The 20170-nt window shown below is 71.3% G+C and carries 18 protein-coding genes; all 18 read left to right on the forward strand.

The window, feature by feature from the left end; translation table 11 throughout:
* Window positions 1-97 precede the first annotated feature (97 nt).
* The 18 genes from rpoZ (at window position 98) to AB0230_RS12900 (ending at window position 20156) form a co-directional block, all read left to right on the forward strand.
* Entirely contained in the window at window positions 98-352 is a 255-nt protein-coding gene (gene rpoZ, locus AB0230_RS12815; RefSeq protein ID WP_055837405.1) for a DNA-directed RNA polymerase subunit omega, read from the forward strand.
* Between the two features lie 93 nt (window positions 353-445).
* On the forward strand, window positions 446-1639 hold the full coding sequence (gene metK, locus AB0230_RS12820; protein WP_366376102.1) for a methionine adenosyltransferase: 1194 nt from the start codon (window positions 446-448) through the stop codon (window positions 1637-1639).
* Window positions 1640-1760: 121 nt separating this feature from the next.
* Window positions 1761-3743: a primosomal protein N' gene (locus AB0230_RS12825; RefSeq protein WP_363391488.1), complete on the forward strand. Its 1983-nt coding sequence runs from the start codon at window positions 1761-1763 to the stop codon at window positions 3741-3743.
* Between the two features lie 46 nt (window positions 3744-3789).
* Window positions 3790-4707: a methionyl-tRNA formyltransferase gene (gene fmt / locus AB0230_RS12830; RefSeq protein WP_315995770.1), complete on the forward strand. Its 918-nt coding sequence runs from the start codon at window positions 3790-3792 to the stop codon at window positions 4705-4707.
* Window positions 4704-6074 (forward strand): transcription antitermination factor NusB, encoded by a 1371-nt coding sequence (locus AB0230_RS12835; protein WP_366376104.1) that lies wholly within the window; start codon window positions 4704-4706, stop codon window positions 6072-6074. Before fmt ends, AB0230_RS12835 begins: the two co-directional genes overlap by 4 nt.
* Before the next feature lie 154 nt (window positions 6075-6228).
* Window positions 6229-6900 carry a ribulose-phosphate 3-epimerase gene (gene rpe / locus AB0230_RS12840; RefSeq protein ID WP_315995772.1) on the forward strand — a complete coding sequence of 224 codons (672 nt, stop codon included), beginning with the start codon at window positions 6229-6231 and terminating at the stop codon, window positions 6898-6900.
* A gap of 71 nt (window positions 6901-6971) precedes the next feature.
* Window positions 6972-7235, forward strand: a complete 264-nt coding sequence (locus tag AB0230_RS12845) for a phosphoribosyl-ATP diphosphatase (protein WP_094732978.1) — start codon at window positions 6972-6974, stop codon at window positions 7233-7235.
* A gap of 46 nt (window positions 7236-7281) precedes the next feature.
* Window positions 7282-8124: an ATP phosphoribosyltransferase gene (gene hisG / locus AB0230_RS12850; RefSeq protein ID WP_076675493.1), complete on the forward strand. Its 843-nt coding sequence runs from the start codon at window positions 7282-7284 to the stop codon at window positions 8122-8124.
* Window positions 8124-8888: an imidazole glycerol phosphate synthase subunit HisF gene (gene hisF / locus AB0230_RS12855; RefSeq protein ID WP_366376107.1), complete on the forward strand. Its 765-nt coding sequence runs from the start codon at window positions 8124-8126 to the stop codon at window positions 8886-8888. Before hisG ends, hisF begins: the two co-directional genes overlap by 1 nt.
* On the forward strand, window positions 8885-9223 hold the full coding sequence (hisI, locus tag AB0230_RS12860; RefSeq protein WP_363391474.1) for a phosphoribosyl-AMP cyclohydrolase: 339 nt from the start codon (window positions 8885-8887) through the stop codon (window positions 9221-9223). Before hisF ends, hisI begins: the two co-directional genes overlap by 4 nt.
* Complete coding sequence (locus AB0230_RS12865) at window positions 9223-9810, forward strand: Trp biosynthesis-associated membrane protein (RefSeq protein WP_366376110.1); 588 nt, start codon at window positions 9223-9225, stop codon at window positions 9808-9810. The genes hisI and AB0230_RS12865 overlap by 1 nt, the downstream gene beginning before the upstream one ends.
* A gap of 104 nt (window positions 9811-9914) precedes the next feature.
* Entirely contained in the window at window positions 9915-10145 is a 231-nt protein-coding gene (locus AB0230_RS12870) for a DUF6704 family protein (protein WP_116239751.1), read from the forward strand.
* A 2-nt stretch (window positions 10146-10147) separates the two neighbouring features.
* On the forward strand, window positions 10148-10924 hold the full coding sequence (trpC, locus tag AB0230_RS12875) for an indole-3-glycerol phosphate synthase TrpC (RefSeq protein WP_363579012.1): 777 nt from the start codon (window positions 10148-10150) through the stop codon (window positions 10922-10924).
* Complete coding sequence (gene trpB / locus AB0230_RS12880; RefSeq protein ID WP_315995777.1) at window positions 10921-12264, forward strand: tryptophan synthase subunit beta; 1344 nt, start codon at window positions 10921-10923, stop codon at window positions 12262-12264. Before trpC ends, trpB begins: the two co-directional genes overlap by 4 nt.
* On the forward strand, window positions 12261-13052 hold the full coding sequence (trpA, locus tag AB0230_RS12885; protein ID WP_366376113.1) for a tryptophan synthase subunit alpha: 792 nt from the start codon (window positions 12261-12263) through the stop codon (window positions 13050-13052). The genes trpB and trpA overlap by 4 nt, the downstream gene beginning before the upstream one ends.
* 10 nt (window positions 13053-13062) lie before the next feature.
* Complete coding sequence (gene lgt / locus AB0230_RS12890) at window positions 13063-14067, forward strand: prolipoprotein diacylglyceryl transferase (protein WP_363579010.1); 1005 nt, start codon at window positions 13063-13065, stop codon at window positions 14065-14067.
* A gap of 52 nt (window positions 14068-14119) precedes the next feature.
* Complete coding sequence (gene gltB / locus AB0230_RS12895) at window positions 14120-18697, forward strand: glutamate synthase large subunit (protein WP_366376115.1); 4578 nt, start codon at window positions 14120-14122, stop codon at window positions 18695-18697.
* A complete protein-coding gene (locus tag AB0230_RS12900) occupies window positions 18690-20156 on the forward strand; it encodes a glutamate synthase subunit beta (protein WP_366376117.1) in 1467 nt (488 codons plus the stop codon). The genes gltB and AB0230_RS12900 overlap by 8 nt, the downstream gene beginning before the upstream one ends.
* Window positions 20157-20170 lie beyond the last annotated feature (14 nt).

Below are 20170 nucleotides of genomic sequence, written 5' to 3' on the forward strand. Positions count from 1 at the left end.
CCCTCGGCACGAGCCGCGCGGGCGTCGGCTAGAATAGGAGGATGCTTCGGCGCTCCAGCGCCGCATCCACCCCATCCGCCGAACCAGGAGGTTCCCCATGGCCGGACGTGACAAGGGCATCATCGACCCGCCCATCGACGCTCTGCTCGACAAGGTCGACTCGAAGTACCAGCTCGTCATCTACGCGTCCAAGCGCGCGCGTCAGATCAACGACTACTACTCCGACCTGCACGAGGGCAACCTCTTCGACAACGTCGGCCCGCTCGTCGACTCCACCGTCGAAGACAAGCCGCTGACGATCGCTCTGCACGAGATCCACGAGGACAAGCTGCGCCTTCGCGCCGCCGAGTGATCTGTTCACAGATGTGACGATGCCCCGGGCGGCCTGGCGCCGCCCGGGGCATACTTGTGCCCGTTCCCCGCTCGCAACCACCCCGGAGTCGTCTTGACCGACCTGCGCCTGTTCACGTCCGAGTCCGTCACCGAAGGACACCCCGACAAGATCTGCGACCAGATCTCCGACAGCATCCTCGACGCCATCCTCACCGACGACCCCACCGGTCGCGTGGCCGTCGAGACCCTCGTCACGACGGGGCTCGTGCACGTCGCCGGCGAGGTGTCGACGAGCGCCTACGTCGAGATCCCCGCGATCGTGCGCGACGTGGTCAATCGCATCGGCTACACCTCGAGCGACACCGGCTTCGACGGGGAGTCGTGCGGGGTCAGCGTGTCGATCGGCGCGCAGTCGTCCGATATCGCCGCGGGCGTCAACAAGGCGTTCGAGCAGCGCGAGCGCGGCTCCGTCGACCCCCGTGATCTCCAGGGCGCGGGTGACCAGGGCATCATGTTCGGCTTCGCCACGAACGAGACGCCCCAGCTCATGCCGATGGCCGCGTGGACTGCCCACCGCATCGCCGAGCGCCTGGCATCCGTCCGCAAGAGCGGCGCGCTGCCCTTCCTCCGCCCCGACGGCAAGACGCAGGTGACCCTCGGCTACGACGGCTTCACCCCGCGTACCGTCGACTCGGTCGTACTCTCCACGCAGCACCACCCCGACATCTCGCAGGAAGACCTGCGCGCCGAGGTGCAGGCGGCGGTCATCGAACCGGTGCTGGCCGAGACGGGTCTCGAGCTGCCCGACGTGAAGTACTACATCAACCCCGCGGGACCGTTCGTCATCGGAGGGCCCAAGGGCGACGCCGGGCTCACCGGCCGCAAGATCATCATCGACACCTACGGCGGGGCCTCGCGTCACGGCGGTGGCGCCTTCAGCGGAAAGGACCCGTCGAAGGTCGACCGCTCCGCGGCCTACGCCATGCGGTGGGTCGCCAAGAACGCGGTGGCAGCGGGCCTGGCCGACCGTCTCGAGGTGCAGGTCGCCTACGCGATCGGCAAGGCGAACCCCGTCGGTCTGTACGTCGAGTCGTTCGGAACGGCGCACGTGGCCGACGACGTCATCGTGCGGGCCATCCGCGACGTGTTCGACCTGCGACCTGCCGCGATCGTCGAGCAGCTCGACCTGCTGCGTCCGATCTACGCGCAGACGGCGACCTACGGCCACTTCGGCCGCGAGCTCTCCGACTTCACGTGGGAGCGCACCGACCGCGTCGACGAGCTGCGCACCTCCGCCGGACTCTGACGGTGGGTGGGGGAGAGCACCCCGCCCGCGTCGAGGGTGCGTGCCAGGGAGGCTCGCGCGGTGACGCGGCCGCTGCCGGCCGCCCGGCTGCTGAGCGGGCCCGCGGCGAGGATGCGCGCTCATGAGCGAGCGCCGCGTCGCGCGCGTGCAGCTCGAGTCGCCCGTCCCTCAACTCGACCGCCTGTTCGACTACGCCATCCCGCACCCCCTCGTCGCCGACGTGGCACCGGGGGTGCGGGTCAAGGTGCCCCTGCGGTCCGCCGGTCGCATGATGGAGGCGTTCGTCGTCGAGGTCGTCGCCGACGACGGCACCGAACGTCCGCTCTCCTCCGTCGAGGCGGTCGTGTCCACGACGCCCGTGCTGCCGGCACGCCTGTACACGCTCGCTCGGCGCGTCGCCGATCGCGCGGCGGGTTCGGTCAGCGACATCCTGCGTCTGGCCGTGCCCAAGCGCATGGTCCGCGCCGAGAAGGCGTGGGCGGCGGCCCCCGCACCCGCGACGCCCGACGTCGTCCCCGCCGCGCGCGACCACGCCGACAGCGTCCTCGGCGCGTATCCCGGCCTCGGCGCCGCCCTCGACGCGGGCGAGCGCCTCGCGGTCGACGCCCCGCCGCACCCGCATCCCGAGCTGCCACGCGGCGCCTGGGCCGACCTCCTCGCCGCCGCCGCGACCCGCACGCTGGCACGCGGCCGGAGCGCCGTGCTGATCGTGCCCGACTACCGCGACCAAGCACAGCTGCTGGCGGCCCTGGCCGAGCTCGTGCCGGCGGAGGCGATCGTCCGCGACGACGCCGACCAGTCGGGTCCCGCGCGCTACGGGCAGTATCTGCGCACCCTCGCCCCCGTCCCGTGCATCGTCGTCGGACGTCGCTCGGCGGTGTACGCCCCCGCGCACGACACGGGCCTGGTCGCGCTGTGGGACGACGGCGATTCGCTGCTCGCCGAACCGCTCTCGCCGGGCGTGCACGCGCGCGACGCCGCCCTCGTGCGACAGGAGATCGAGCACTCGGCGCTCGTGTTCGCCGGACACACGCGCACCTCCGACGTTCAGCGACTGGTCGACGTCGGCTACGTGCGCGAGGTGCCCCAGGCACGACGCCCCAGCCCCCGTGTGGTGCTGAGTGCGACGCGCGAGGGCGAGCAGCGGCAGTCCCGCGTCCCGTCCTCGGCCTTCGCCGCCGCGCGCGAAGCCCTGCAGCACGGACCGGTGCTCGTGCAGGTCGCGCGTCCGGGCTACGCGCCGTCGCTCGTGTGCGCCGACTGCCGCCGGCCCGCGCGGTGCCCGCACTGCGCGGGTCCCCTCCGCGCCGCCCGCCCCGGAGCGACGCCGGTGTGCGCGTGGTGCGGCCGCAGCGCGCACGCGTGGTCGTGCGGTCACTGCGGGTCGGTCAAACTGCGCATGGCCTCTTCGGGCAGCGAGCGCACGGCCGATGAGCTCGGCCGGGCCTTCCCGAACACACGGGTGATCGTCGCCGACGGCGCGCACCAGGTCGCCGAGGTGGATGCCGCCCCGGCCCTGGTGATCGCGACGCGCGGCGCCGAACCGCTCGCGCGCGGCGGGTACCGCGCCGTGATCCTGCTCGACGGCGACCGCATGCTGCAGAACGAGGCGCTGCGCATCGGGGAGCACTGCCTGCGCTGGTGGTCGAACGCCGCGGCCCTCGCCGCGCCCGGCGCGCCCGTTCACCTCGTCGGCGTCGCCGGGCCCGTCGCGCGGGCGCTCGCGACCTGGACGCAGCCGGCCTACGCCCGCGCCGAGCTCGCGGACCGCGCGCCGCTGCGGATGCCCCCGGCCGTCCGCGTGGCGAGCGTCGACGGACACGCCCGGAGCGTCGACACGCTCCTCGCCTCCCTCCGCGAGACGGTGCCCGATCTCGACGCCCTCGCCGTCCTGGGGCCGGTCGACACCTCGACAGACCCCGACACCGCGACGGCCCGCGCGCTCGTGCGCTTCGACTACGCCCACGGCCGCGCGGTCGCGGAGGCGCTGCGCGCGGGAGTCATCGCCGACGCGCTGCGGGCGCGCAAGTCGCGCAAAGATCGCGGTCCCCGCCCGCGCAGTACGCTCAGAGTCCGCCTCGACATCCCCGAGCCCGACCTCTGAGCGCGCCCCCACCCATCCGCCCGCTTCCGAGAGTCTGAGGAGAACCATGCGCCTCGTCTTCGCCGGCACCCCCGCCGTCGCCGTCCCGTCGCTCCGCGCCCTGGCATCCGGTCCCCATGAGATCGCCGCGGTCGTCACGCGCAGCGACGCCCCGCTCGGACGAAAGCGCGTCCTGACGCCGTCGCCGGTCGCCCAGGCCGCCGACGAGCTCGGCCTGCCCGTCATCAAGGCCGATCGCCTCGACGCCGACGCCACGGCCCGCATCGCCGCGCTCGAGCCGCACCTCGGCGTGATCGTCGCCTATGGCGGTCTCGTGCGCGAGCCGCTGCTCTCGACCCCCGATCGCGGCTGGATCAACCTGCACTTCTCGCTGCTGCCGCGCTGGCGTGGAGCCGCCCCCGTGCAGCGCGCGCTCATCGCGGGCGACGCCGTCACGGGAGCCAGCGTGTTCCAGCTCGTCGCCGCCCTCGACGCCGGCGACGTCTTCGCCGAGGAGCGGTACGAGGTCCCGTCGGGGGCGACCTCGGCGGACCTCCTGGACGCCCTCGCCGACATCGGCGCTCCTCTGCTCGCGCGCGTCGTCGACGGGATCGCCGACGGCACCGCCGTCGCGGCCCCGCAGGAGGGCGAGCCCACCCTCGCCCCGAAGCTCACCCTCGACGACGGCGCCCTCGACCTCACCCGCGACGCAGCCTCGCTCCTGCACCAGATCGCGGGCGTCACCCCCGAGCCCGGGGCCCACACCACGTTCGACGGCGCCCGATTCAAGGTGCTGCGCGCGTCGGCGTCGGACGCACCGCCCCTTCCGCCCGGCCGGGTCACGGCATCCGGCAAAGAGGTCGTCGTGGGCACAGGCACTTCGCCGCTGCGTCTCGAGACGGTTCAGCCGGCCGGCAAGGGCGCGATGAACGCGGGCGACTGGTTCCGAGGCCTGCGCACCGACCAGCCGGTGCTGGGCGCATGAGCGTTCAGGGAGCACGCGCGGCGGCCTACGAGGTGCTGCGGGCCGTCTCGGGAGACGAGGCCTACGCCAATCTGCTGCTGCCGCACGCGATCGCCCGGCAGGGTCTGGATGCCAAGGACGCCGGCCTCGCGACCGAGCTGACGTACGGCACCCTCCGCCGTCGCGGCACGTACGACGCGATCATCGCGATCGCCGCCGATCGCACGGTCGACCGCATCGATCCCGCCGTCCTCGATGCGCTCCGCCTCGGCGTCCATCAACTGCTGTCGACGCGCGTCGCCTCGCACGCGGCGGTCAACGAGTCGGTCGAGCTCGCCCGCCGGAACGGGGGCGGGCGCGGTGCCGCCGGGTTCGCCAACGCCGTGCTGCGTCGCGTGTCGCGCGACAACCCGGGGCACTGGATGGAGCGCGTCGCCGAGGGGGCGCGCAGCGACGACGAGCGCATCGGCCTGACGACCTCGCACCCGGTGTGGATCGTGCGGGCCCTGCGTCGCGCTCTGACCGCCGAGGGACGCGCGGATGAGCTCCCCGGACTGCTCGAGGCCGACAACGTCGCTCCGCGCGTGGCGATGATCGCCCTCCCGGGCCTCGCCGAGGTCCCCGACGACGCCACCCCCGCGCGCTTCGCGCCGACGGCGTTCACCACGCGCGGGGGCGACCCCGAGCACCTCATCCGCGAGACGGGCGGACGTGTCCGCGTGCAGGACGAGGGCTCGCAGCTCGCCGCCCTGGCGCTCAGCCGGGCGCTGCCCGTGCGCGAGGGGGAGCGCTGGCTCGACCTGTGCGCCGGCCCCGGAGGCAAGACCGCCCTGCTGGCCGCGGAGGCCCTCGCCCACGGGGCCCGACTGGATGCCAACGAGATCGCGCCGGCGCGAGCGGGACTCGTGCGGCAGGCCGTGGCATCCGTCCCCCTCGAGGTCGAGGTGAGCGAGGAGGACGGGCGCGAGCGCGCGGCCCGCGCGGCGGGGGAGTACGACCGCATCCTCGTCGACGCCCCCTGCACCGGGATCGGAGCCCTGCGCCGACGGCCCGAGGCGCGCTGGCGCAAGACGCCGGCCGACGTGCCCGATCTCACCGAGCTGCAGCGCGAGCTCGTGCTCTCGGCGTTCGAGGCCCTGAAGCCGGGCGGGGTGCTGGCGTACGTCACGTGCTCCCCTCACCTGGCCGAGACCTCCGGAGTGCTGGCCGAGGTGATGCGGACGCTCGGCGACGCGGCGGAGGAGCTCGACGCCCGCGCCGTCGTGCGCGCCGTGGCGGTCGACGACATCGACCTGCCGGAGCAGGCCGACGGCTCGCTCCGCGCTCAACTGTGGCCGCACCGCCACGGCACGGATGCCATGTCGATCGCCCTCCTCCGCAAGCGCTGACGCGCCCGCGCGCCGCGCCCCGCCTCCACGCACGCATAAACGGCATCCGTGCCCGGAAACGCTCCCGCAGCGCGTTTCTGAGCACGAATGCCGTTTATGGAGCCGGGCATCGACGGAACCGGCACGCGCAGGGTCACACGCCCATAATGGTCGGGTGCCTACCGACGCCCCGCGCATCAACCCGAGCATCCTGGCCGCCGACTTCGTGAACATGGAGGCCGAGCTCGCGCGCATCGCGGGAGCCGACTTCGTGCACGTCGACGTGATGGACAACCACTTCGTGCCGAACCTCACCTTCGGTCCGCAGATGGTCGGTCGCATCCAGGAGACGAGCCCCGTGCCGCTGGACGTGCACCTCATGATCGACGACCCCGACCGCTGGGCTCCCGCGTACGCCGAGCTCGGTGCGGCTTCCGTCACCTTCCATCTCGAGGCGGCGGCATCCCCGGTCGCCCTCGCCCGCCAGCTGCGCGCGATCGGTGCGCGCGCGGGCGTCGCCGTCAAGCCCGGCACGCCGGTCGAGAACCTGTTCGATTCGCTCAACGAGTTCGACCAGATCCTCGTCATGACCGTCGAGCCGGGGTTCGGCGGCCAATCGTTCATGCCCGAGACGATGCCGAAGCTGCGTGCCCTGGCCGACGAGGCGAAACGACGCGGGTCGAGCGTCTGGCTGCAGGTCGACGGGGGCATCGGCGAAGCGACGATCGCCCAGGCCGCCGAGGCCGGGGCCGACACGTTCGTCGCGGGTTCCGCGGTGTTCGGCGCCGACGACCCCGACCGCGCGATCCAGTCGCTGCGCGCCTCCGCCGCCCGCCACCGCCACTGACCGCGCGTTCGTCACCGCCCCCCAGCCGCCCCGCGACAACCCCACCCCCGTCGACCCGATACCCTGGAGGGGTGAAGACCTTCGACGACCTGTTCGCGGAACTCAGCGCCAAGGCCGTCGAGCGACCCGAAGGCTCCGGCACCGTCGCGCAACTCGACGCCGGCGTGCACGCGATCGGCAAGAAGATCGTGGAAGAGGCCGCCGAGGTGTGGATGGCCGCCGAGTACGAGTCCGACGAGGCCGCGGCCGAGGAGATCTCGCAGCTGCTCTACCACCTGCAGACCCTCATGCTCGCGAAGGGGCTGTCGCTCGAAGACGTCTACCGACATCTCTGAGCCGCACTCGCCCTCCCCACGCTCACACAACACGAAAGCCCCCGTCATGCTGCGAATCGCCGTGCCGAACAAGGGGTCGCTCGCCGAGACCGCCGCCGAGATGCTCTCGGAGGCCGGATACACCGGACGACGCGACTCGAAAGACCTGTACACGGTCGACCCCGTCAACGAGGTCGAGTTCTTCTACCTGCGTCCCCGTGACATCGCGACCTACGTCGGCTCCGGCGCGCTGGACGTCGGCATCACCGGTCGCGACCTGCTGCTCGACGCCCGCATGCCCGGCGCGCGAGAGGTCGAGTCCCTCGGCTTCGCCGGCTCCACCTTCCGCTTCGCGGGTCGCCCCGGCCGCTTCACCGACGTGCAGGACCTCCAGGGTCTCCGCGTCGCGACGGCCTACCCGGGCCTGGTCGACGCCTTCCTCGACGAGCGCGGCATCGCCGTCGACATCGTGCCGCTCGACGGCGCGGTCGAGTCGGCCGTGCAGCTCGGAGTGGCGGATGCCGTGGCCGATGTCGTCTCGACCGGCACGACGCTGCGCCAGGCCGGGCTCGAGATCTTCGGACCGGTCCTGCTCGAGAGCGACGCCGTGCTGATCGCCGGTCCGCAGGAAGCCGACGGCACCGAGACGCTGCTGCGACGCCTGCGCGGTGTCCTCGCCGCCCGCAAGTACGTGCTCATCGACTACGACCTGCCCGCCGCCCTCGTCGAGCAGGCGGTCGCGGTGGCCCCGGGTCTGGAATCGCCCACGATCTCGCCGCTGCGCGACCCCGAGTGGGTCGCCGTGCGGGTGATGAGCCCGCGCCGCGACGTCAACCAGGTCATGGACGCGCTCTACGCGATCGGCGCGCGAGCGATCCTCGTCACCGAGATCCTCGCCGCGAGGCTCTGATGACCCTCGCGCGTCGCGTCATCCCCTGCCTCGACGTCGCCGCGGGCCGCGTCGTGAAGGGCGTCAACTTCCTCGACCTGCGCGACATGGGCGACCCTGTCGAGCTCGCGAAGCTCTACTTCGACCAAGGCGCCGACGAGGTCACGTTCCTCGACGTCACCGCCACCGTCGACGAGCGCTCCACCACCTACGACGTCGTGCGCCGCACGGCCGAGCAGGTCTTCATCCCGCTCACTGTGGGCGGGGGAGTGCGCTCGAGCGACGACGTCGCCCGACTCCTCGCCGTCGGCGCCGACAAGATCGGCGTCAACTCCGCCGCGATCGCCCGTCCGCAGCTCATCGACGAGATCGCCGACCGCTTCGGCGCCCAGGTCGTCGTGCTCTCGCTCGACGTCAAGCGGGCGGCATCCACCCCGTCCGGCTTCGTGGTGACCACCCACGGCGGCCGCACCGAGACGACTCTCGACGCGCTCGAGTGGGCGCGCGAGGCCGTCGAGCGCGGAGCCGGCGAACTGCTGGTGAACTCGATCGACGCCGACGGCACCAAGCAGGGCTTCGACCTCGAGCTCGTGCGCCTCATGCGCCAGGTCGCCGCGGTCCCGGTCATCGCCTCCGGCGGTGCGGGCGCGCTCGAACACTTCGCCCCTGCCGTGCAGGCCGGTGCCGACGCGGTGCTGGCGGCATCCGTGTTCCACTCCGGTCAGCTGACGGTCGGAGAGGTCAAAGACGCCATGGCCGCCGAAGGGATCGAGGTGCGCCGATGAGCGTCGACCGTGTCACCTACAACGCCGACGGTCTGGTTCCCGCCGTCATCCAGCAGTTCGACACGCGCGAGGTGCTGATGATGGGGTGGATGGATGCCGAGGCCCTGAACCGCACCCTCACCAGCGGCCGCGTCACCTTCTGGTCCCGCTCGCGTCAGGAGTACTGGCGCAAGGGCGACACCTCCGGGCACATCCAGATCGTGAAGGGCGCGCGCCTGGACTGCGACGGCGACACACTGCTCATCGAGGTCGACCAGATCGGCGCCGCGTGCCACACCGGCGACCACACGTGCTTCGACGCCGACGACCTGCACCCCGTCGTGGGGGAGCGCTGATGCGACGCGCCCGCTCCCTGGCGGTGCTCGCGATGCTCGCCGCGGGGGCGATCGGCGTCATCGCGTCGACGCAGACGTGGATCGACGTCACCCTCGACGACGGTGCGCGGCAGACCATCGCCGTCTCCGGCGCGGACGCCCTCCCCGTGCTGACCCCCCTCAGCCTCGCCGCCCTGGCCCTGGGCGCGGCCCTGTCGATCGTCGGCCCCGTGCTGCGGTACCTGTTCGGAGTGCTCGGCATCCTGATCGCGGGTCTCGTGGGCGTCGGAACCGCGCAGTTGCTGTTCGCCACCCCCGTCTCGGCGACGGCCGCGGCGGTCACCGAGGCGACGGGAATCTCGGGGACGGATGCCGTCGCCTCGCTCGTCAGCGGCCTGTCACTCACCCCCTGGCCCGCCGTGACGCTGGTGGCCCAGGTCGTCCTCGCCGCGGCAGCCGTCTTCACGCTCGTCACCGCGCGCCGCTGGGCCTCGGGCGCGAGCCGCAAGTACCGCACGGCCGAGGAGGCCGGCACCGCCACCGGTCGCCCCCACGACGCGATCGACTCGTGGGACGACCTCTCCCGCGGCGACGACCCCACGGCCTGAGACCGACCTCGCGACATCGAGACGACGGCGGGAGAGGCCCACCGCGCTTCGATAGACTGGTCGAACGCTTTCCCCCGCGCCCGCGCGCGACTGTTAGGAGTCCCATGAGCAACCCCATCGGCGATCCCGGCCACGGACACTCGCCCGCCGCCTGGACGGCCGTGATCATCATGCTGGTCGCCTTCACGCTCGGCACGCTGTTCTTCTGGCTCGACATGCCGGTGCTGGTGTGGGCGTCGGTGGGTCTGCTCGTCGTCGGCGCGATCGTCGGCTGGGCCATGACCAAGGCCGGTTACGGCGCGAACGGCGCGAAGTCCAACCCGAAGGCGCACTGACCGTGCTGGCCGATCTGACGGCCGGAGCGGTGGAGGATGCCGAGCAGCGCGCCCAGACGCGCTCGCTCGCCGATGTCGAACGCGATGCCCTCGCGCAGACCCCGGCCCGTGACGCGCTGGCCATGCTGGCCCCCGCCGACCGCGTGAAGATCATCGCCGAGGTCAAGCGCGCGAGCCCCTCGCGCGGCGACCTCGCGTCGATCCCGGATCCCGCGCGACAGGCGCGCCTGTACGAGGAGGGCGGCGCTTCGGCGATCTCCGTGCTCACGGAGGGCCGCAAGTTCAAGGGGAGCCTCGCCGACCTCGAGTCCGTCCGTGCCGCGGTGAGCGTCCCCGTGCTGCGCAAGGACTTCATCGCCACGCCCTACCAGGTGCTCGAGGCTCGCGCGTCGGGCGCCGATCTGGTGCTGCTCATCGTCGCCGCACTCGACGACAAGACGCTCGGCGAGCTGTACGGTCTCGTCACCGACCTGGGCATGACCGCCCTCGTCGAGACGCACTCGGCCGACGAGCTGGAACGGGCCTCGCAGCTCGGGGCGAAGCTCATCGGCGTCAACGCCCGCAACCTCTCGACGTTCGAGCTCGACCGCGACCTGTTCGGCTCGCTCGCCGATCGCTTCCCGGCCGATGCGATCAAGATCGCCGAATCGGCTGTCCTCGCCCCCGCCGACGTCGCCCACTACCGCGCCGCCGGCGCCGACGTGGTGCTCGTCGGCGAGGCCCTCGTGACCGGCGACCCCGTCGCCACCCTCCGCGCGTTCCTCCAGGAGACGTCATGACCACCGTTCCCGTCCAGAAGCTGCGCGACCAGAAGGGGCCGTTCTTCGGCGACTTCGGCGGGCGCTACATGCCCGAGTCGCTCATCGCCGCGATCGACGAGCTCACCGAGGTCTACGAGTCGGCCATGGCCGACCCGGAGTTCCACGCCGAGTTGAGCGCCCTGCTGCACGACTACGCGGGTCGCCCCTCGGTGCTCACCGAGGTGCCGCGCTTCGCCGAGCACGCGGGGGGCGCACGCGTCTTCCTCAAGCGCGAAGACCTCAATCACACCGGCTCGCACAAGATCAACAACGTGCTCGGCCAGGCGCTGCTCACCAAGCGCCTCGGCAAGACGCGCGTGATCGCCGAGACCGGAGCCGGTCAGCACGGCGTCGCCACCGCGACCGCGGCCGCGCTGTTCGGTCTCGACTGCGTGATCTACATGGGCGAGGTCGACACCGAGCGTCAGGCGCTCAACGTCGCGCGCATGCGCCTGCTGGGCGCCGAGGTCGTGCCGGTCACGACGGGGTCGCGCACCCTCAAGGACGCGATCAACGAGGCCTACCGCGACTGGGTCGCGTCGGTCGAGACCACCAACTACATCTTCGGCACCGCGGCGGGCCCGCACCCGTTCCCGGCGATGGTGCGCGACTTCCAGAAGATCATCGGCGAAGAGACGCGCGCCGAGTTCCTCGAACGACTCGGTCGCCTTCCGGATGCCGTTCTCGCCTGCGTCGGCGGCGGATCCAACGCCATCGGCATGTTCGACGCCTTCCTCGACGACGAGGGCGTGGCCCTCTACGGCGTCGAAGCGGCGGGCGACGGCGTCGACACCCCCAAGCACGCGGCGTCCATCGGTCGGGGTCGCCCGGGCGTCCTCCACGGCGCGCGCACCTACGTCCTGCAGGACGAAGACGGTCAGACCACCGAATCGCACTCGATCTCGGCCGGCTTGGACTACCCCGGCGTCGGCCCCGAGCACGCGTGGCTCGCCGACATCGGCCGTGCCCAGTACATCCCGGCCACCGACGACGAGGCCATGCAGGCCCTGCGCCTGCTCTCGCGCACCGAGGGCATCATCCCCGCGATCGAGTCCGCGCACGCCCTCGCGGGCGCCCTGCGCATCGGGCGCGAGCTCGGCCCGGATGCCGTCATCGCGATCAACCTCTCCGGCCGCGGCGACAAGGACATGGACACCGCCGCCCGGTACTTCGACCTCTACGACGCGGAGCACGCGCCGGAGATGGCCGAGGGCCGTGCGCAGACGCGCGCCGCCGAGACCGTGGCATCCGCTCCCGGATCCCCGGTCGACGTCGCGCCGGCGCCCGACGCGGCCAGCGGTGCGGGGGTCGAGCTGTGACCTCGCGCGTCGCCACGGCGATCGAGGCCGCCCACGCGGACGGTCGCGGCGCGTTCGTCGGCTACCTGCCCGCCGGCTACCCCGACGTCGCCACGAGCATCGAGGCGGCCGTCGCCCTCGCCGAGGCCGGCGCCGACGTCGTCGAGCTCGGACCGCCCTACAGCGATCCCGTCATGGACGGCCTGGTCATCCAGGAGGCGACGCAGACGGCGCTGGCAGGCGGCTTCCGCATGCGCGACCTCTTCACGATCATCCGCGAGGTCACGGCGCGCACCGACGTGCCCATCCTCGTCATGACGTACTGGAACCTCGTCGAGCAGTACGGCGTCGACCGATACGCCGACGAACTGGTCGCCGCCGGGGGAGCGGGCCTCATCACGCCCGACATCACCCCCGACGCGGGCGAGGCCTGGATCGCGGCGAGCGAGCGCACCGGGCTCGACCGCGTCTTCCTCGCCGCTCCCACCTCGTCGGACGAGCGCTTGAAGATGATCGTCGACGCCTCCACGGGCTTCGTGTACACCGTGTCGACGATGGGCATCACGGGGGAGCGCGCTTCTCTCGACGCCGCCGCGCGGGGTCTCGTGGAGCGGCTGCGGGCGTTCGGGGTGCAGCACGCGTGCGTGGGTATCGGCATCTCCAACGCCGAGCAGGTCGCCGGTGTCGTCGAGTACGCCGACGGCGCGATCGTCGGCACCGCGCTGGTCAAGGCGCTGCGCGACGGCGGTGTCGACGGCCTCTCCTCGCTCGCGAGGGAGCTGTCCGCGGGCGCTGTTCAGCGCGCCTAGACTCGTCTGCATGACGTTCGCCCTCTCGAGCGCCGCCTCCGGCGTGCTCGCCAGCATCCCGAGCCCGACGATCTCCTACGTCGATCTCGGTCCGCTCCGCATCCACTTCTATGCCCTGTGCATCGTCGCGGGCATCATCGTCGCGGTGTTCCTCACGAACGCCCGTCTGACGCGTCGCGGCGCCGAGAAGTGGGTCGTCATCGACATCTGCCTCCTGGCGGTGCCGCTCGCCATCATCGTGGCGCGCATCTACCACGTGGCCACGCATGCGGGCTTCTACTTCGGCCCCGGCTCCAACCCGTGGAACATCACGCAGCCCGGGTCCGTGTGGGCCATCTGGGAGGGGGGCATCGCCATCTACGGCGCCCTCATCGGCGGCGCCATCGGCGCGATCCTCGGATGCCGCTGGACCGGCATCCGGTTCTGGACCTTCGCCGACGCCCTCGCGCCCGGCCTCATCATCGCCCAGGCCATGGGACGCTTCGGCAACTGGTTCAACCAGGAGCTCTTCGGCCAGCCCACCGACCTGCCGTGGGGGCTCGAGATCGCCGCGGGCAACTCCGCCATCCCCGTCGGCCTGCCCGCGGGCACGCTGTTCCACCCCACCTTCGCCTACGAGGTCATCTGGAACCTGCTCGGCGCCGCGGTCATCCTGTACGTCGGCAAGCGCTTCACGCTCCAGTGGGGCAAGCAGTTCGCGATCTACCTGGTCTGGTACAGCGCCGGCCGCATCGTGTGGGAGTCCATCCGCATCGACCCCAGCGACATCATCCTGGGCCTGCGCACGAACGTCTGGGCCGCGATCTTCGGCGTCATCCTCGGCATCGTCATCTTCGCCGTGCAGTCGCGCCGTCACCACGGTCTCGAGCCGTCGCCGTACGTCCCGGGGCGCGAGTCGAAGGCTCCGGGGGCTGTAGACTCAGGCGACCCCTCTGACTTCGTCGACGTGAGCGAGCCGCCCGCGACGAACGACACCGTCGGCACCAGCGCCACAAGCAGCCCCGCCACGAACTAACACTCTGGGCCGACGTCGTCCCATTCGAAGCATCAACGTGAGGACGGTTGATATGGCTTCCAGCCTGCGCTCCGACACCGTCGGAGGAGCATTCCCCGCCCGACAGGGAATGTACGACCCGTCGTTCGAGAAAGACGCCTGTGGCCTCGCCATGGTCGCCACTCTCCGCGGCGAAGCCGGTCACGACATCATCGACCTGGCGCTGACGGCGCTGCGCAACCTCGAGCACCGCGGCGCCATCGGCTCCGACGCGGGCACCGGTGACGGTGCCGGCATCCTGACGCAGATGCCCGACGCATTCCTGCGCGCCGTGGTCGACTTCGACCTGCCGCCGGTGGGGGAGTACGCCGCCGGCATGGTGTTCCTGCCCCTCGGGCACGACGAGCGCGTCGCGATGAAGGCCGGGATCGAAGAGATCGCCCGCCACGAGAACCTCGAGGTGCTCGGCTGGCGCGAGGTGCCCGTCGAGCCCGAGAACCTCGGCAAGCTCGCTTACGAGGCACGCCCCGCGTTCGAGCAGCTCTTCGTGTCGCGCCCCGCCGTCGGCGACCAGCCCGCCCTGGCGGGTATCGCGCTCGACCGCCGCGTCTACCGGCTCCGCAAGCGCGCGCGCCACGAGCTCGAGGCGTACTTCGTCTCGCTCTCCAGCCGCACGTTGGGCTACAAGGGCATGGTCACGACGCTGCAGCTCGAGCCGTTCTACCCCGACCTGCAGGACGAGCGATTCGCGTCCGAGCTGGCCGTGGTGCACTCGCGCTACTCGACCAACACCTTCCCGTCGTGGCCGCTCGCGCAGCCGCTGCGCATGCTCGCGCACAACGGCGAGATCAACACCGTCAAGGGCAACCGCAACTGGATGCGCGCCCGCCAGTCGCAGCTCGAGTCCGAGCTGATCGGCGACGTGCGCCCGCTGCTGCCCATCTGCACCGAGGGCGCCAGCGACTCGGCATCCTTCGATGAGGTGCTGGAGCTGCTGACCCTCACCGGTCGCAGCCTGCCGCACGCGATCATGATGATGGTGCCCGAGGCCTACGAGAAGCAGGCCACGATCGACCCCGATCTGCGCGCCTTCTACGACTACCACTCCATGCAGATGGAGCCGTGGGACGGACCGGCCGCGCTCATCTTCACCGACGGCACGCTCGTCGGCGCCACGCTCGACCGCAACGGTCTGCGCCCGGGCCGGTGGACCGAGACCACCGACGGCCTCGTCGTGATCGGCTCCGAGACCGGTGTGCTCGACTTCGCGCCCGAGCGCATCAAGCGCCGCGGTCGTCTGCAGCCCGGACGCATGTTCCTCGTCGACACGGCCCAGCGCCGCATCGTCGAGGACGAGGAGATCAAGGCCGACCTCGCGGCGCTCCAGCCGTGGGGCGAGTGGGTGGACAAGGGGCGCGTCAAGCTCAGCGAGCTTCCCGAGCGCGAGCACATCGTGCACCCCATCGCCTCGATCACCCGTCGCCAGCGCACCTTCGGCTACACCGAGGAGGAGGTGCGCATCCTGCTGACCCCCATGGGCCAGGGCGGCACCGAGCCGCTCGGTGCGATGGGGAGCGACGCGCCCGTCGCGGTGCTGAGCGATCGTCCGCGCCTTCTGTTCGACTACTTCTCGCAGCAGTTCGCGCAGGTCACCAACCCGCCTCTCGACTCGATCCGCGAGGAGGTCGTCACTTCGCTGTCGCTGGGTCTCGGCCCCGAGCGCAACCTCCTCGACTGGGGCCCGGACCACACCCGCACGGTGACGCTCGACTTCCCCGTCATCGACAACGACGAGCTCGCCAAGATCCAGCACATCGACACCGCCCTGGCCGGGCGCTCCTCGGTGACGATCCGCGGCCTGTACCGCGTCGAAGCGGGGCACAAGGGGCTCCAGAAGCGCCTCACGCAGATGTGCACCGAGGTCGACCAGGCCATCGAGGACGGCGCCGAGTTCATCGTGCTCAGCGACCGCGACAGCAACAAGGACCTCGCGCCGATCCCGTCGCTGCTCATGCTGGCCGCCGTGCACCACCACCTCATCCGCAAGGAGACGCGCATGAAGGTGGGCCTCGTGGTCGAGGCCGGTGACGTGCGCGAGGTGCACCACGTCGCCACCCTCATCGGCTACGGCGCTTCGGCGGTCAACCCGTATCTGGCGATGGAGACGGTCGAATACCTCGTCCGCGCCGGCTTCATCACCGGTGTGACGCCGGAGAAGGCCGTGAAGAACCTGATCTACGCGCTCGGCAAGGGCGTGCTGAAGATCATGTCGAAGATGGGCATCTCGACCGTGTCGTCGTACGCGGGCGCTCAGGTGTTCGAAGCCGTCGGCCTCTCCCGGGAGTTCATCGACGCGTACTTCACCGGAACCGAGACCAAGCTCGGCGGCGTCGGCCTCGACGTCATCGCGGCCGAGAACGCCGCGCGTCACGAGTACGCCTACCCCCAGGATGCCGCGGCGCGCGCGCACGAGCGCCTGTGGACTGGTGGCGAGTACCAGTGGCGTCGCGACGGCGCCCCGCACCTGTTCAACCCCGACACGGTGTTCCGCCTGCAGCACGCGACCCGCGAGCGCCGGTACGACATCTTCCGCGAGTACACGCAGCTCATCGACGACCAGGCGCACGAGCTGAAGACCCTGCGCGGACTCTTCGGCCTGCGCACCGGTCAGCGGCCCGCCGTGCCGATCGACGAGGTCGAGCCCGTCTCCGCGATCGTCAAGCGCTTCTCCACCGGCGCCATGAGCTACGGCTCCATCTCGAAAGAGGCGCACGAGGTCCTCGCGGTCGCGATGAACCGCATCGGCGGCAAGTCGAACACCGGTGAGGGCGGGGAGGACGTCGACCGTCTTCTCGACCCCGAGCGCCGCAGCGCCATCAAGCAGGTGGCATCCGGTCGCTTCGGTGTGACGAGCCTGTACCTGACCGAGGCCGACGACATCCAGATCAAGCTCGCCCAGGGCGCCAAGCCCGGCGAGGGCGGTCAGTTGCCGCCGACGAAGGTGTACCCGTGGGTGGCGCGCACGCGTCACGCGACCGCGGGAGTGGGTCTCATCTCGCCGCCGCCGCACCACGACATCTACTCGATCGAAGACCTCAAGCAGCTCATCTTCGACCTCAAGCGCGCCAACCCCTCGGCCCGCATCCACACGAAGCTCGTCAGCCAGTCGGGCATCGGCGCGGTCGCGGCGGGCGTCGCGAAGGCGCTGAGCGATGTCATCCTGGTCTCGGGTCAGGATGGCGGCACGGGCGCGAGCCCGATGAACTCGCTCAAGCACGCGGGCACCCCGTGGGAGCTGGGCCTGGCCGAGACGCAGCAGACGCTCATGCTCAACGGCATGCGCGACCGCGTCGTCGTGCAGGTCGACGGACAGATGAAGACCGGCCGCGACGTCATCATCGGCGCCCTGCTCGGCGCCGAGGAGTTCGGCTTCGCGACCGCGCCCCTGGTCGTCTCGGGCTGCATCATGATGCGCGTGTGCCACCTCGACACCTGCCCCGTGGGCGTCGCGACGCAGAACCCGGTCCTGCGCCAGCGCTTCACCGGCAAGGCCGAGTACATCGTGAACTTCATGGAGTTCATCGCGCAGGAGGTGCGCGAGTACCTCGCCGCCCTCGGCTACCGCTCGATCGACGAGATCGTCGGCCGGTCCGAGCTGCTCGATGCGAACGAGGCGATCCAGCACTGGAAGGCGCGCGGTCTCAACCTCGCGCCGATCCTCGAAGGACCGCGCTTCGCCGACGACGAGCCGCGCCGTCACGCCCGCAACCAGGACCACAAGCTCGACGACCACTTCGACGTGCAGCTCATCGAGCGCGCGCAGGACGTCATCGCGCACGGAGGCCAGCTCACGATCGACCTGCCCATCCGCAACACCGCCCGTGCGGTGGGGACCATGCTGGGCCACCACGTCACCAAGGCGCGGGGCGAGCACGGTCTGCCGGAGAACTCGATCGACGTGCGCCTGACCGGTTCGGCCGGGCAGTCGTTCGGCGCGTTCATGCCCGCCGGCATCACGCTGCGTCTCGAGGGCGACTCGAACGACTACGTGGGCAAGGGGCTCTCGGGCGGAACGATCGTGGTGCGCCCGCCGCGCGGGTCGTCCTTCGCCGCGAGCGAGAACGTCATCGCCGGAAACGTCATCGGCTACGGCGCCACGCAGGGACAGATGTTCCTCAACGGTGTGGTGGGCGAGCGCTTCCTCGTGCGCAACTCCGGAGCCACGGCGGTCGTCGAGGGTGTGGGCGACCACGCGCTCGAGTACATGACCGGCGGACTGGCCGTCATCCTCGGCGCCACCGGCCGCAACCTCGGCGCCGGCATGTCGGGCGGACAGGCCTACGTCTACAAGCTCGACCGCGACAAGGTGAACCGCGAGGCCATGGCATCCGGTGAGCTCGTCCTCGGCGCCCTCGGATCGGGGGATGCCGAGATCCTCCGCGACCTGCTCGAGAAGCACGTCGCGGAGACCGATTCCACGCTGGCCCGTCGTCTGCTCGACGACTTCGAGGCCCAGGTGGACAACTTCGTCCGGGTGCTGCCGCGCGACTACGCCGCTGTGCTGCAGACCCGCCAGGAGGCGGTGGCCGAGGGGCTGGACCCCGACGGCGACGTCGTCTGGACGCGCATTCTGGAGGTGACGGGTGGCTGACCCGAAGGGCTTTCTCAAGACCACGGAGCGCGAGCTCCCGAAGCGTCGACCGGTGCCCGTGCGCATCATGGACTGGAAAGAGGTGTACGAGCCGGGTGATTCGTCCGTCATCAAGCGCCAGGCCGGCCGCTGCATGGACTGCGGTATCCCGTTCTGCCACAAGGGGTGCCCGCTCGGGAACCTGATCCCCGAGTGGAACGACCTCACGTGGCGCGGCGAGGGTCGCGCGGCGATCGAGCGCCTGCACGCGACCAACAACTTCCCGGAGTTCACGGGGCGCCTGTGCCCCGCGCCCTGCGAGAGCTCGTGCGTGCTCGGCATCAACCAGCCGGCCGTGACGATCAAGCAGGTCGAGGTCTCGATCATCGACGAGGCGTTCGGCAACGGCTGGGTCGAGCCCGAGCCGCCGGAGCGTCTGACGGGTAAGACCGTGGCGGTCGTCGGCTCCGGGCCCGCGGGTCTCGCGGCCGCGCAGCAGCTGACCCGCGCAGGGCACACCGTCGCCGTCTTCGAGCGCGACGACCGCATCGGCGGTCTGCTGCGCTACGGCATCCCCGATTTCAAGATGGAGAAGCGCCACCTCGAGCTGCGCCTGCGCCAGATGCAGGCCGAGGGCACCCGCTTCCGCGCGGGCGTCGAGATCGGCACGGACATCTCGTGGAGCGACCTGCGCGCGCGCTACGACGCCGTCGTGGTGGCCACCGGTTCGACCGTGCCGCGCGACCTCGCCATCCCGGGTCGCGACCTCGACGGCGTGCACTACGCCATGGAATACCTCATCGAGGGCAACAAGGCCGTCGCGGGTGACCAGATCCCGCAGCAGATCAGCGCCGCCGGCAAGCACGTGGTGGTCATCGGCGGTGGCGACACCGGCGCCGACTGCATCGGTACGGCCCACCGCCAGGGCGCGCTGAGCGTGACGAACCTCGCGATCGGCAAGCAGCCGCCCTCCGAGCGTCCCTCCGAGCAGCCCTGGCCGATGATGCCGAACCTGTTCGAGATGGCATCCGCTCACGAGGAGGGCGGGGAGCGCACGTTCCTCGCCTCGACCGTGGAGTTCCTCGGCAATGCCGCAGGAGAGGTGCGCGCGCTGCGCGTGGCCGAGACCGAGTACGTCGACGGCCGTCGCGTGCCCAAGAGCGGCACCGAGCGCGAGATCCCCGCCGACCTCGTGCTGATCGCGATGGGCTTCACCGGTCCGGAGCGGGAGCACCTGGAGAGCCAGCTCGGCACGCAGTTCACGAACCGCGGCAACGTCGAGCGCGACGCGACCTACGCCACCACGACGCCGGGCGTGTTCGTGGCCGGCGACGCGGGGCGCGGACAGTCGCTCATCGTGTGGGCCATCGCGGAGGGCCGCGCGGCCGCCGCCGAAGTCGACACCTTCCTCATGGGCGAAACGGTGCTCCCCGCGCCGGTGCGCCCGACCGATGTCGCCATCGGCCTCCTGCCCGCCTAAGCTGGCAAGGGCCG

The organism is Microbacterium sp. NPDC089190 (assembly GCF_040701795.1).
GTDB lineage: Bacteria > Actinomycetota > Actinomycetes > Actinomycetales > Microbacteriaceae > Microbacterium > Microbacterium galbum.

What these genes read in the sequence shown, in the direction of transcription:
- trpB (WP_315995777.1), top strand. Translation starts at nt 10,921, where the DNA reads ATGACCACCGTTCCCGTCCAGAAGCTGCGCGACCAGAAGGGGCCGTTC.
- gltB (WP_366376115.1), top strand. Translation starts at nt 14,120, where the DNA reads ATGGCTTCCAGCCTGCGCTCCGACACCGTCGGAGGAGCATTCCCCGCC.
- AB0230_RS12835 (WP_366376104.1), top strand. Translation starts at nt 4,704, where the DNA reads ATGAGCGTTCAGGGAGCACGCGCGGCGGCCTACGAGGTGCTGCGGGCC.
- fmt (WP_315995770.1), top strand. Translation starts at nt 3,790, where the DNA reads ATGCGCCTCGTCTTCGCCGGCACCCCCGCCGTCGCCGTCCCGTCGCTC.
- hisI (WP_363391474.1), top strand. Translation starts at nt 8,885, where the DNA reads ATGAGCGTCGACCGTGTCACCTACAACGCCGACGGTCTGGTTCCCGCC.
- lgt (WP_363579010.1), top strand. Translation starts at nt 13,063, where the DNA reads ATGACGTTCGCCCTCTCGAGCGCCGCCTCCGGCGTGCTCGCCAGCATC.
- AB0230_RS12825 (WP_363391488.1), top strand. Translation starts at nt 1,761, where the DNA reads ATGAGCGAGCGCCGCGTCGCGCGCGTGCAGCTCGAGTCGCCCGTCCCT.
- AB0230_RS12870 (WP_116239751.1), top strand. Translation starts at nt 9,915, where the DNA reads ATGAGCAACCCCATCGGCGATCCCGGCCACGGACACTCGCCCGCCGCC.
- hisG (WP_076675493.1), top strand. Translation starts at nt 7,282, where the DNA reads ATGCTGCGAATCGCCGTGCCGAACAAGGGGTCGCTCGCCGAGACCGCC.
- rpoZ (WP_055837405.1), top strand. Translation starts at nt 98, where the DNA reads ATGGCCGGACGTGACAAGGGCATCATCGACCCGCCCATCGACGCTCTG.
- hisF (WP_366376107.1), top strand. Translation starts at nt 8,124, where the DNA reads ATGACCCTCGCGCGTCGCGTCATCCCCTGCCTCGACGTCGCCGCGGGC.
- AB0230_RS12865 (WP_366376110.1), top strand. Translation starts at nt 9,223, where the DNA reads ATGCGACGCGCCCGCTCCCTGGCGGTGCTCGCGATGCTCGCCGCGGGG.